We start from the raw sequence: 12,913 nt of genomic DNA, 5'->3' as shown, positions 1-12,913 counted from the left end.
CACTAAGTTTGCGTCAACATCTCAGCGCAGTGGTTGATTGGCTTTAACAGTCTGGGAGACTGTTAAAGGTTGGAAATGGGATTTGCAGAGCAAATCTCAGCAGTTCGCGTTTCACGCTCCAAATCTGACCTCTACGACTGATGCGAACAAAGTTCGCTTCATTTCCAACCTCAAACTGTCTCCCAGACAGTTTGAGCTGTACGGGGTGGGAGTTCAAAAGGTCTGGGAGACCTTTTGAAGTGGGAGATACAAGCTGGCGGTAGTCAGCTCTCATCATTCAAGGTCTGGGGATAGACTGTTTCAGCTCAACAACTGGAAATAAGGACTTGTTGACGAACTCTTTAGATTGGTCGAGTTCTGTCCCACTCCCACTCTTTCTTACATTTATGCTACTAAACCTACAAATTCTACGAATCGTAGAAAGGCTGCCTGTCCTTCTGGAGTTCGTTTGTAGACACCTGCATCTTCCAATACACGCGCGAAAATTTGTCCCACTGACTCACGAACAACTTGTTCGACGGTTTCTTCCGTCACATCTGGGTGAGCTGTTTTCAGGCTTTCCGCCCAAAGCTGATGATAATCAGCCACTTGACTATCTTGACCCAGTAAGAATTTTTCTACTTCAGCCAATTCTGCCTTTAAACGTGGGGGTAAAATCGCCAAGCCCATTACCTCAATTAAGCCGATATTTTCTTTCTTGATATGTTGCACATCTGGATGTGGATGATAGATGCCATCTGGAAACTCTTCTGAGGTCTGATTGTCGCGGAGAACCAAATCCAGCTCGTACAAATCTCCTCGTTTCCGAGCAATAGGGGTGATGGTATGATGGGGAGTTCCATCCGTCTCAGCCTTAATCTGAACGCTATCATCTGAGTAGCTCCGCCATTTTTCCAAAATCTTAGTCGCTAAACCAAGAAGCGATGCCTTATCTGCTGAACTCAAGCGAATCACCGACATGGGCCATTTGACAATGCCAGCAGATACGGACTCAAAGCCGTCAAAAACCAGCTGGCCTTCTATCGGTGCCTTTTCCATGGCAAAACTGTGCCGCCCACCCTGATAGTGATTGTGAGTCAAGATGGAGCCACCCGAGATTGGTAGGTCGGAGTTGGAGCCAACAAAATAGCCTGGCAACAAATCCAACAAATCCAAGAGTTGCTCAAATGTTCGCGGACTAATGACCATCGGCACATGTTCCTGATTTAGGAAAATAGCATGTTCATTGTAGTAAGCATAGGGCGAATACTGGAAGCCCCACTTTTCCTGTCCTAAATCCAAGCGAATAATACGGTGGTTGGCGCGTGCTGGATGGTTAATCCGACCCTGATAGCCCTCATTTTCCATACAGAGTAGGCATTTGGGATAATTGCTTGCTTCAGCTTTCGTAGCAGCTGCAATAGACTTGGGATCCTTCTCAGGTTTGGACAGATTGATCGTGATTTCCAAATCCCCATACTCTGTCGAAACTGGATAATAGATATTTTTCGCAATCGCAGCCATCTTGATATAGTCATTGCGCTTGCTCAATTCATAGAAGTCGCCAATCGCTTGCTCTGGACTGTCCTGATAGGTCTGCCAAAAATCACGATTGACCTGACTCGGACTTGGCGTCATCAAATCCATCAAACAAGCCCCAACCATGTCCTGCTCTTCCAGCAATTCACCCACAAAACCAGTTCGAACTCCATGAGTCAATAGTTCATCTTTTAATTCAATCAAGTCATCTAAATCTGTTTGAACAGTCAGAACCTGGTCTCCCACCAAAGCCAAGACCCGATTGCGCAGGTAAAGAGCATCCATTTCCTCAAAATCACTGTTGGCAATGACCTGCCCAACAAAACGATCCACCAATCCTGTCATCATTTCTCCGATCTATTTTCTAGATAAGACGCGAGAGCCTCCAGCAATCTCCGCTACATAGAAGCTTGGTTCATAGCCTACAACCTCTGTATAGGTCTTACCAACATTTTCTGTAAAGTCATCAACCTTATCCTTATGAACAATAGCAATACCACAACCGCCGAAACCTGCTCCTGTCATCCGAGCACCAAGAACGCCTTCTTGCTCCCAAGCTGTGTGAGCCAAGGTATCCAACTCTAGACCTGTCACTTCATAATCATGCTCCAGGGAAACATGGGAAGCATTGACCAGACGACCAAAGGTTGCCAAATCTCCTTCTTCTAAAGCCTTACGAGCTTGCAAGGTCCGTTGATTTTCCAAAACAGCATGGCGGGCACGCTTGATACGATTTTCATCCTTAATCAAATAACTATATTGATCAAAGGTCCACTCATCCAATTCACCTAGAGTTTGAATAGTCAAGACTGCATTCAATTCTTCCACTGCTTTTTCACATTCTGCGCGGCGTTCATTGTACTTAGAGTCTGCCAATTCACGGCGTTTATTGGTGTTCATGATGACAATCACATGATCACCCAAATCCAGCGGCACCAATTCATACTCCAAGCTATTGGTATCCAGATAAATGGCACGTTGGTCTGCTCCCATACCGATCGCAAACTGGTCCATGATCCCAGAATTGACACCAATAAAGTGATTTTCCGTTTGTTTCCCAATTTTCACCAAATCAAGTCGAGTTAGCTCAAGTCCATACAGTTCTTCTGCGATAATGCCAATCAAGAGTTCCAAGGAAGCTGATGATGACAAGCCTGAACCGTTTGGAATGTTACCGTAAACAAAGACTTCCATACCTGTGTCAATGCTGTGCCCTGCTTCCTGCAAGAATTTGAGAACACCCTTGGCATAGTTGGTCCAGTTATCTGCCTTATCAAAGACCAGATTGTTCAAATCCACTTCGATAATCCCAAGTTCTTCAAAGTTAGCAGAATAAAAGCGCAAAACTTGGTCATCACGTTTGCGAGCAGCCCCGTAGGTTCCCAAGGTAATAGCCGCTGGAAAGACATGACCACCGTTGTAGTCTGTATGCTCACCAATCAAATTAATCCGACCTGGTGAGAAGAAAGTCGCATCTGCCTCTTGACCAAACACATCGAGAAAGGCCTGCTTGAGTTGTTCTGTGTTCATAAGAACCTCCTAAATTTTGTAATCGTTTTCTTTTATTGTACAACTCAACAATTTAAAAGTCAATATTTTTACTAAATTTTTACTAATTTTGTTTTTTTATGCTATACTAGAGACAAATAAACAGGAGAAGAACATGGTAACAATCAAAGACATAGCAAAACAAGCCCACCTATCCTCTGCCACCGTTTCCCGCGTTCTCAAGGGAGACCTGACCCTATCCGTCAGCCAAGAAACCCGCGACCGCATTTTCAACTTGGCACAGGACCTGGGCTACACCAAACACCTCAAAAAACAAGCTCCCCAACAAAAAGGCACCATCGGTATTGTTCAGTGGTACACCGAGAGCGAAGAGCTGGCTGACCTCTACTACTACTCCATCCGTGCCAGCATCGAGCAGACTGCCAGCCTTCTCGGCTATCAAATCATCCGCTCCTTCAACGACTTGACCAATCCCCTCCTTCAAGGATTGGACGGCATCATCGCAGTTGGCAAATTTTCTTCTGGGCAAATAGCAGAGCTGACCAACTTGTCTTCCAAGTTAATCTTTGTGGATTCTGATACACTGACCGAGGGATTCTCCTGCGTCACGACTGACTTTGAACACTCTGTTCAGACAGTTATTGACCACTTCCATTCGCAAGGTTTGACAGACATTGGCCTATTGGTTGGACAGGAAGAAACCACAGACGGCCACCAACTGCCAACAGATCCCCGCCTGACTGCCTTTCGTGACTACCTAGACACCTTGGGCATTCTCCAAGAAAACTATATCTACCAAGGAAAATTCTCCACCCAGTCAGGCTATGAGCTGATGAGCCAAGCTATTGAGGATCTAGGCGACCAGCTACCCACTGCCTTTTTCATGGCAAACGACACTCTGGCTGTCGGTGCCCTTCGAGCCCTTCAAGAGCGTCAAATCGCAGTGCCAGATAGAGTCCAACTCATCACCTTTAACGATACAGCCATCACGCGCCAAGTCTATCCAGCCCTGTCTTCTATCAGTGTCTACACCGAAGAAATGGGCCAAGAAGCCATGCAACTGCTGGACCGTGTCATAACAAGTCCAACGCCCCACCACCCCCGTAAAATCAAACTGGGTACCCAGCTGGTTATACGGGAAAGTTCTTATTAAAAGTGCAAAAGAAAAACCGAGAGTTCTGACGAATTCTCGGTTTTCTTCTATTTTATCCAATACTCAATGAAAATCAAAATCAAACTAGCTCCAAAGGTTCGGAGATAGAGCGAACGTCTTCGGTTCTTACCTGAACAGATAGCCCCCACTTTATTATTTGATGATGACAAGCTGTACAGCTCCACTGGAGCTTTACACTCATCAAATCAAGTCAACAAGGTTTGAGTTTGATTTTCGAAGAGTATTAGTCTAACAACTTAGCCAATTCCTGAGCCAAGAGTTGTTGTGCAACTTGCGGGTTAGCTTGTCCCTTAGTCGCTTTCATCAAGAAGCCTGTAAAGGCCTTATCGGCATTGCGTTTGCCAGACTTGAAGTCAGCTACGGCTGCTTCATTATCCGCAAAGACTTGGTGGATAATCGGAATGAGAACAGCAGGGTCTGAAATCTGTACCAAACCAGCCTTCTCAACATAAGCCTTGGCAGAGCCGCCTTCTTTCGCCAAGTGAACAAAGACTTTCTTGGCGATTTTAGATGAAATAGTTCCATCCGCAATCAAGGCAATCATCTCAACCAAGTTTTCTGGTGTCAAAGCGATTTGCTCAATAGTCTTACCTTCAGCATTGAGGAACTGAGCCACCTCACCCTGCAACCAGTTAGAAACTTGTTTGGCATCGCCACCTGCTGCCACCGCTGCTTCAAAGAAGTCAGACAAGGCCTTGGTAGACGTCAATTGACCTGCATCATAGGCGGTCAAGCCCAAGTTTTCTACATAGTGAGCACGGCGAGCCTTTGGAAAGACTGGCAATTCTGCACGAACTTCCTCAATCCAGCTATCATCAATCTCATAGAGTGGCAGGTCTGGCTCAGGGAAGTAACGGTAGTCAGCTGACCCTTCTTTGACACGCATGAGAATGGTTTCACCTGTAGATTCATCGTAACGACGAGTTTCCTGCTGGATTTGACCACCAGAACGCAAGATTTTGGCCTGACGTTCTACTTCATGCTGCAAGCCCTTGCGCACATAATTGAAGGAGTTGAGGTTTTTCAACTCAGTCTTGGTACCAAATTTTTCTTGACCATAGGGACGAAGAGAGATGTTGGCATCCACGCGCATAGACCCCTCTTCCATCTTGACATCTGAAATGCCAGTGTATTGGATAATTTCCTTGAGGGCTGTCAAATAGGCATAGGCCTCCTCAGGCGAGCGCATATCGGCTTCTGATACAATCTCAATCAAAGGCACACCCTGACGGTTGAGGTCCACATAAGAATAGCCGTCTGTCCCATGGGTATTCTTACCAGCATCCTCTTCCAAATGCGCACGCTCGATACGGATTTTCTTGGTTGAACCATCTTCTAACTCAATCTCAATCCAGCCATTGTAGCCAATCGGCTCGTCAAACTGGGAAATCTGATAGGCTTTAGGGTTATCAGGGTAGAAATAGTTCTTACGGTCAAAGTGCATGTCCTTATGAATGTCCATGTTCAAAGCCAAGGCAGCCTTGATTCCTGCGTCCACAACGCCCTTATTAAGAACAGGAAGGACACCTGGGAAAGACCAGTCAATCACGTTGGTATTGGCATTTGGATCCTCACCAAAATGAGCAGATGAAGGTGAGAAAATTTTCGAGTTGGTATTCAACTCCACATGGACTTCTAGACCAATAATCGTTTCAAAGTTCATTAGTTAGCACCTCCAAAAATCACTGGTTGTTGCTTGTGGTAGTCTGTCGTCGCTTCAAAGGCAGCAGCCACTTGGTAAATGGTCTCTTCTGAGTACTTTGGACCAATCAACTGCAAACCAACTGGCAAGCCTTCAACAAAACCAGCAGGAATAGAAAGACCAGGAAGACCTGCCAAGTTTACAGGAATTGTTAACAAGTCCGCCAAGTACATGGCCACAGGGTCATGGTTGAGCGTGTCCAAACCAAAGGCAACCGTCGGAGCAGTTGGCCCCAAAATCAAGTCATAGTCCGCAAAGACCTTTTCAAAATCTTGGATAATCAAGGTCCGCACCTGACCAGCCTTCTTGAAGTAGGCATCGTAGTAACCAGATGACAAGCTAAATGTACCTAACATAATACGACGTTTGACTTCCTCACCAAAACCTTGGCTACGGGTTCTCACGTAAATTTCATCCAAGTTTGTCGCATCTTCTGCACGGAAACCATAACGGATACCGTCAAAACGCTGCAAGTTAGAAGATGCCTCTGATGAAGCGATGATGTAGTAAACGGCAACCCCATACTTAGAATGTGGCAGGCTGACTTCCTCGATAATGGCACCCAAGCTTTCCAAGTGCTTAGCCGCCTTGAGAATAGTTTCCTTGACCTGCGGATCAATCCCTTCGCCCATGTATTCTTTCGGCAAAGCAATTTTCATGCCTTTAATATCTTGACCAATCTTGCTAGTAAAGTCTGCAATTTCATTGATCGTTGATGTTGCATCCTTGACATCATGACCAGAGATGACATTGAGCAACTGGGCATTTTCCTTAACTGTCTGTGAGAATGGACCAATCTGGTCAAGAGATGAGCCAAAGGCAATCAGACCAAAACGTGACACCGTTCCGTAGGTCGGTTTCATACCGACGATGCCATTAAAGGCTGCTGGTTGACGAATGGAACCACCTGTGTCAGAACCGAGTGACAAACGGACCTGACCAGCAGCAACTGCAGCTGCCGAACCACCTGAAGAACCACCAGGAACTTTTGTCTGGTCCCAAGCATTTTTAGTCGGTTTGAAGGCAGAGTTCTCATTAGAACCTCCCATGGCAAACTCATCCATGTTTGTCTTACCGACAATAATCATATCCTTGGCATAGGCTTGGGAAACTGATGTCGCATCGAAAATCGGCTCGTAGTTATAGAGCATTTTTGAAGCTGCCGTGGTCAAAATCCCCTTAGTAGAGATATTGTCCTTGACTGCCAAAGGAATCCCTGCCATAACATTGTCCGCATCAATCCCTTTTTCATCAAGGGCAGCAGCCTGCGCCAAAGCTGCATCTTCTGTAATAGTCAAGAAAGCATCCACTGCTCCCTCACGGCTCTTAATGTCTTCCAAGGTTGCCTTAGTCAACTCAACCGCAGAAATCTCCTTTTTGACAAGGAGGTCATGCAATTCATCAATGGTTTTATTGTTAAAAGTCATTAGGCATCTCCTCCCCCGTCTAGAATAGCTGGTACCTTGATAAAGTTATCTTGTGATTCAGGCACATTTTTAAAGAGCTCCTCACGGCTCTCACCTTTTTGGGCAATATCTGCTCGCAAGACATTCTTACGGTCAGCCATAGTGGTCGTTACCGCAACACCTGTCGTATCTACTTCATTGAGCAATTCAACCATATCGACAATCTTGCTCAAACTTGTCGCAAATTCCGCTGTTTCCTGGTCCGAAAATTCCAGCTTAGACAGCTTGGCAACGTGACGGACTTCAGCTTCAGAAATCTTCATTCTTACTTTCCTCCTAATGGAAATCTATCTTCTCATTATACCATATTTCCAGCCCTAGACAAAGGTTGAAATGACCTAATATGTTACCTATTGCCTCCTAAAAATCCATTCTTTAAATTGCGAAGTATTCCTAATCTCACACCGTAAAACGATAAAAAACAGCAAGTTTCATCTAGCAATAAAACTTACTGTTTGCTTAGCCTATCTTTTTATGAGCTAATCCTTTGCATGTTTGCGGTATTTTTCCATTTTCCCTTTAAAAAGCTCCCCATTACTTGGTGCTGTATAGGAGACAGCATTGGCTCCAGCTTCGATAACCCGACGAATAGAGTCCTCAGTCGGTCCACCAGTCGCAATAATCGGAAAGTCAGGGAAAGCTTCTCGAATCTTCTTCACAACCCTTGGCGTTTCTATACCGCAAGAAATATTTAAAATATCTACTCCAGCTTTAATCCGTGAGGTTAAATCAGACTTTTCAGAAACAACGGTATAAATGATAGGAATATCTACTACCTTATTGATTGCCTCAATTGTTTTTACATCCGTTGGTCCATTTACCACAACAGCGTATGCTCCCTCCGACTCAGACAATAGACTCATATTAGCTGAACGCATACCTGTCGTCAAGCCTCCACCAACACCAGCCAAGACTGGAACTGACGCAACCAACATAATACTTTTGATAATAGCTGGACTGGGCGTAAATGGATAAACAGCCAAAATAGCATCTGCATTGTGGTTGGCAATAATAGACACATCCGTTGTAAATAAGACTGAACGAATGCGACGACCATAAATACGAATTCCACTACATTCCTTGATAACTTCTGGCATCTGAACAATATCCTGCCGTAAATCTGATAAAACAGATGGAATAAACTGTTCGCTCATCCGCAACCTCCTCTATACTAGCTACAATAATATATAGTATAACATATTATTTCATGGAAGATACACAAAAACAATCCATTTTACCACTGCTTTCACAATAAAGTACTTTTCAACAGATTTTTTTAAAAAAAGAGACAGCTTTCGCTGCCTCCCATTTCTCCGACCAAAATAGTCTGTAGGACTATCTTAACGACGGATTTCTTTGATACGTGCTGCTTTACCTTGCAATGCACGTAGGTAGTACAATTTAGCACGACGTACTTTACCGTAACGTACTACTTCAATCTTATCAACACGTGGAGTGTGGATTGGGAATGTACGTTCAACACCTACACCACCAGAGATTTTACGTACAGTGTACATTTCTGAGATACCTTGACCTTTACGAGAGATAACAACACCCTCGAAAATCTGGATACGTTCGCGGTTACCTTCGACAACCTTAGCGTGAACACGCACAGTGTCACCAGGACGGAATGAAGGGATGTCAGTACGAAGTTGACCTTCTGTCAAACTTTGGATCAATGGATTCATTTTATTCTCCTATCTTTGTCAATCTTAGGTGCTTTTAAACCCAGCGGATAAACTGTATTTTTGTGCGTCCATTACACACAAACTATATTATACACCAAGTAATCACCTATGTAAAGCATTTTGATAAATTTATCATGGTCAATCACACCGCTTCTTTTATAGTCTTTTAGTTTACTTTTAGTACTAGGCAACGAGCTGCAGACAGTACTGGAGTACGGCAAAGCGAGTTAACGAAGTAATAAAAGAAAAACTAAATGACTATATCAGAATCAGACTGACGACGTAGTTGTAGATGGAACTGAAGTTCATCAAGCTAAGTCAACAAGGTCTGAGTTTGATTTTCGAAGAGTGTTGATGATACAGATTCCTGTTGGAGAAAAACGAAAAACCAGTCCACAGACTGGCCACTATACTATTAGTCAATGATTGTCGCACCAAGTACATGACGCAAATGGTTGAGAGCAAACTGATGATTCTCCTCCGTCAATGCAGCAATGGCTGATGAGATCACCTCAATACGATACCCCTTATTATAAGCATCAATAGCTGTATGAAGAACACAAATATCAGACAAAACACCCGTCAAGACAACCGTATCTACACCACGTTCTCTTAGTCGAACATCCAAATCCGTACCAGAAAAAGTAGAATAATGACGTTTATCCATCCAACGAACACGCGCATGCCCTTTATGTTTTTGATAAAAATCTGCTAAAGGACCATACAAGTCACGCCCTTGCGTCCCAATGATATTATGACTTGGGAAAAGCTGAGCTTCAGGATGAAATTCATCCTCCTCCTCATGACCATCAATCGCAAAGAAAATATAGTCTCCATTTTCAAAAGCTTCTTGCGTAACCTGAGCAATTCGTTCAGAAATAGCCTGAGCTGATTTTCCAGCAGTCAACTTTCCTTCGTCTGCCACAAAATCTATTGTATAATCAATCGAAATCAATGCTTTTGTCATTTTAGTAGTCACGTTTCTTAATTTCATCAAAAATAGCTGGGATGAGAACTTTCAAATAAGTCCCCTTCATTCCCAAAGAACGACTTTCAATAATCCCTGCACTCTCCAACTTACGCAGTGCATTCACAATCACCGAGCGTGTAATGCCGATACGATCTGCAATCACAGAAGCAGTCAATTGCCCCTCATTGCCATCCAATTCACCCAAAATAGCTGCAACTGCCTTCATTTCTGAGTAAGATAGCGTATTTACCGCCATATTAACTGCCGCACGACGACGGATATTCTTCTCGTCTTCTTCCCGTTGGAAATTAAGTAACTGAATACCAACTACTGTTGCCGCAATCTCCACCAAAATCAAATCATCATCGTGAAACTGCTCATCATTCCGCCAAATAATAAGCGAACCAAAACGAATCCCCGTCACATGGATAGGCGCTATCGTTGTCAGACCATTTGGATAGGTCGAACGTGATTCGACAGGGATGGCAGTCAACTCGCTCTCGACAGGCAAATTAACCTGCGTATCGTAAACCTGCGCAACTGCTTTTACATATCCTTCTGGGAATTGTTTATTTTGGAAAAATTCTTCCACACGATCATTGTTCGTCTCATAGTTCATGTGGTATCCCAAAACCTCACCTTCACTATTAATGATGCACGAGTTGCAGTCAATAATAGCTGATAAATGCTCAGCAATGGCATTGTAAGGCAATTCTTCTGCCAATTGCTCTTCGGAACGCTTCAAAATAGAAGTAATATTCCGTGTCTTCTCTAATAATGTTGTCATATTTTCCTCTTTACTCTGTAATTGCTTTCAGTATAGCAAAAAATACATAAAATTTCAACAATTATCAGAATATTTACCGTTGTTAGAAAAATACAAACAATTTCATTCAAGTAAAAAGAAAAGGCTGATTAACATTCAGCCCTAAATTCCATTATCTACGATATTGCCGCAAGAATCGTGACATTTTTTCTTGAATTTCTGCCAACTCATCCACACGTGGTAAATACACAATACGGAAATGATCTGGATCCTTCCAGTTAAAACCTCGACCATGGACCAAAAGTACTTTTTCTTGCTTGAGGAAATCCAATACAAATTGTTCATCATCATCAACTCTGTACATCTCACGATCAATTTTTGGGAAGACATACAGACCAGCCTTAGGTTTTACAGCAGAAAGTCCTGGAATATCATTAATCGCCTTAGTAATAAACTCCCTTTGTTCATATAAGCGTCCGCCAGGCATCAAGAGTTCATCAACCGATTGGTAACCTCCCAAAGAAGTTTGAACAACCTGTTGAGCCAAAACGTTTGAACACAAACGCATATTGGACAACATATTCAAGCCTTCAATGTAACCTTTTACATGCTTTTTCGGACCAGATAAGACCATCCAACCGACTCGGAAACCACAAATACGATGCGATTTAGACAGTCCATTCATCGTCACAACAAATAAATCTGGAGCCAGTGTCGCAATAGGGATATGAACAGCTCCATCAAAGACCATACGATCATAAATCTCATCAGAGAAAATAATCAATTCGTGTCTACGAGCAATATCAATGATTCCTTCTAAAATTTCTTTCGGATAGAGAGCACCAGTTGGATTATTTGGATTGATAAGGACAATTGCCTTGGTTCGAGAAGTCACCTTGGACTCCATATCTGCCAAATCTGGATACCATTCAGCTGCTTCATCACAAACATAATGAACAGCTTTACCACCAGCCAAACTAACTGCGGCAGTCCAGAGAGGATAGTCTGGCATTGGCACCAATACCTCATCACCATTATCTAGCAAACCTTGCATAGACATAACAATCAGCTCACTCACGCCGTTTCCAAGATAAATATCTTCAATGTCAACATTTGGAAATTTCTTTAGCTGACAATACTGCATGATAGCCTTACGTGCAGAAAAAATTCCCTTACTGTTCGAATATCCCTCTGATTTACGGGCGTTATGAATCAAGTCACGAATAACTTCATCTGGAGCAGTAAAACCAAATTCTGCAGGATTCCCCGTATTCAAACGTAAAATCTGCTCTCCATTGGCACGCATGCGCATGGCCTCTTCCAAAACAGGCCCACGAATATCATATGCTACATCATCCAATTTTGTTGACTTGTTAAATTGCTTCATGTCGTCACCTCGACTTTCTATCTTTTCTATTGTACTGTAAAAGCTAAAAAAGTACAAGAATCCTTTACATTTTCTCTCAAAAGGCTTATAATAAAAATGTAAGGAACTACTCTACCTATTTCGGGGCAAAGCTCTTCTGAAAGGAGTGATTATTATGACACAATCTTACAAAACAATACTCGTCGCTGTAGACGGCTCTAAAGGAGCAGAATTAGCTCTTCATAAAGCCATTCATGTCGCACTACGCAACCAAGCACGTCTGATTATCGCCCATGTGATTGATACCCGTGCTCTCCATAATGTTGTTGCATTTGACGCCTCTGTCTATGAATCTTTAGAAAGAGAGGCGGAGCTCCTCCTCGAAGAATACAAACAAGAAGCTCTCAACGCCGGTCTGACCGATGTACAGATTCGCATTGAATTCGGTAACCCTAAAACCCTACTGGCTATCGATATTCCAAAAGAAACCGGTGCTGATCTTATGTTACTTGGAGCAACTGGTCTAAACGCCTTTGAACGTCTCCTGATCGGATCCTCATCCGAATATATCATGCGCCACGCAACTATTGATTTACTCATTGTTCGCGATGGAGAAAAAAGTTTATAAACCAAAAGAGGCTGGGCAAAAACTAGCCAGTAAATAAAAAACACAGATAGATTCAAGCTGATTTTGATGAAATCCAGCCGTACTGTCTGTGTTTTTCTTTTTATCTCTATTATCTTGGACTATTTT

General features: G+C 43.3%; 12 protein-coding genes. 2 read left to right on the top strand and 10 right to left on the bottom strand.

From position 1 onward, the window contains the following. Positions 1-384: 384 nt before the first annotated feature. Positions 385-1,866: a UDP-glucose--hexose-1-phosphate uridylyltransferase gene (gene galT / locus ODU41_RS09220; protein ID WP_398578945.1), complete on the bottom strand. Its 1,482-nt coding sequence runs from the start codon at positions 1,864-1,866 to the stop codon at positions 385-387. A gap of 9 nt (positions 1,867-1,875) precedes the next feature. Beyond that, positions 1,876-3,048, bottom strand: coding sequence for a galactokinase (locus ODU41_RS09215; RefSeq protein WP_172047387.1), 1,173 nt, complete (start codon positions 3,046-3,048; stop codon positions 1,876-1,878). 133 nt (positions 3,049-3,181) lie between these two features. Here ODU41_RS09215 and ODU41_RS09210 point away from each other — a divergent pair, with 133 nt between their 5' ends. Beyond that, positions 3,182-4,180: a LacI family DNA-binding transcriptional regulator gene (locus ODU41_RS09210; protein ID WP_240207833.1), complete on the top strand. Its 999-nt coding sequence runs from the start codon at positions 3,182-3,184 to the stop codon at positions 4,178-4,180. A gap of 244 nt (positions 4,181-4,424) precedes the next feature. Here the strand turns inward: ODU41_RS09210 and gatB are convergent, their stop codons facing one another. The 8 genes from gatB to ODU41_RS09170 all read right to left on the bottom strand — a co-directional run bounded on the left by gatB (position 4,425) and on the right by ODU41_RS09170 (position 12,180). Then, positions 4,425-5,864: an Asp-tRNA(Asn)/Glu-tRNA(Gln) amidotransferase subunit GatB gene (gatB, locus tag ODU41_RS09205; RefSeq protein WP_011921932.1), complete on the bottom strand. Its 1,440-nt coding sequence runs from the start codon at positions 5,862-5,864 to the stop codon at positions 4,425-4,427. Next, complete coding sequence (gene gatA, locus ODU41_RS09200) at positions 5,864-7,330, bottom strand: Asp-tRNA(Asn)/Glu-tRNA(Gln) amidotransferase subunit GatA (protein ID WP_398578944.1); 1,467 nt, start codon at positions 7,328-7,330, stop codon at positions 5,864-5,866. Before gatA ends, gatB begins: the two co-directional genes overlap by 1 nt. Next, a complete protein-coding gene (gene gatC, locus ODU41_RS09195; protein WP_011921930.1) occupies positions 7,330-7,632 on the bottom strand; it encodes an Asp-tRNA(Asn)/Glu-tRNA(Gln) amidotransferase subunit GatC in 303 nt (100 codons plus the stop codon). Before gatC ends, gatA begins: the two co-directional genes overlap by 1 nt. A 216-nt stretch (positions 7,633-7,848) precedes the next feature. After that, on the bottom strand, positions 7,849-8,523 hold the full coding sequence (locus tag ODU41_RS09190; protein ID WP_024377636.1) for a hydrolase: 675 nt from the start codon (positions 8,521-8,523) through the stop codon (positions 7,849-7,851). A gap of 186 nt (positions 8,524-8,709) precedes the next feature. Further along, on the bottom strand, positions 8,710-9,057 hold the full coding sequence (rplS, locus tag ODU41_RS09185) for a 50S ribosomal protein L19 (RefSeq protein WP_011921928.1): 348 nt from the start codon (positions 9,055-9,057) through the stop codon (positions 8,710-8,712). A 415-nt stretch (positions 9,058-9,472) separates the two neighbouring features. Beyond that, the gene (locus tag ODU41_RS09180) at positions 9,473-10,024 is read right to left on the bottom strand and encodes a cysteine hydrolase family protein (protein WP_074391011.1); all 552 of its coding nucleotides are present in this window, start codon (positions 10,022-10,024) and stop codon (positions 9,473-9,475) included. A gap of 1 nt (position 10,025) precedes the next feature. Continuing rightward, complete coding sequence (gene codY / locus ODU41_RS09175; protein WP_023369388.1) at positions 10,026-10,814, bottom strand: GTP-sensing pleiotropic transcriptional regulator CodY; 789 nt, start codon at positions 10,812-10,814, stop codon at positions 10,026-10,028. Between the two features lie 151 nt (positions 10,815-10,965). Further along, entirely contained in the window at positions 10,966-12,180 is a 1,215-nt protein-coding gene (locus ODU41_RS09170) for a pyridoxal phosphate-dependent aminotransferase (RefSeq protein ID WP_014735452.1), read from the bottom strand. A 154-nt stretch (positions 12,181-12,334) separates the two neighbouring features. On the opposite strand from ODU41_RS09170, the gene ODU41_RS09165 reads away from it, so the two are divergent. After that, entirely contained in the window at positions 12,335-12,787 is a 453-nt protein-coding gene (locus ODU41_RS09165; RefSeq protein ID WP_004195772.1) for a universal stress protein, read from the top strand. Positions 12,788-12,913 lie beyond the last annotated feature (126 nt).

This window comes from Streptococcus sp. 2022WUSS083 (assembly GCF_044427155.1).
Classification (GTDB): Bacteria; Bacillota; Bacilli; order Lactobacillales; family Streptococcaceae; genus Streptococcus; species Streptococcus hashimotonensis.
Note: the sequence above shows the minus strand (reverse complement) of the source record. Positions and strands in the feature narration are given on the sequence as shown.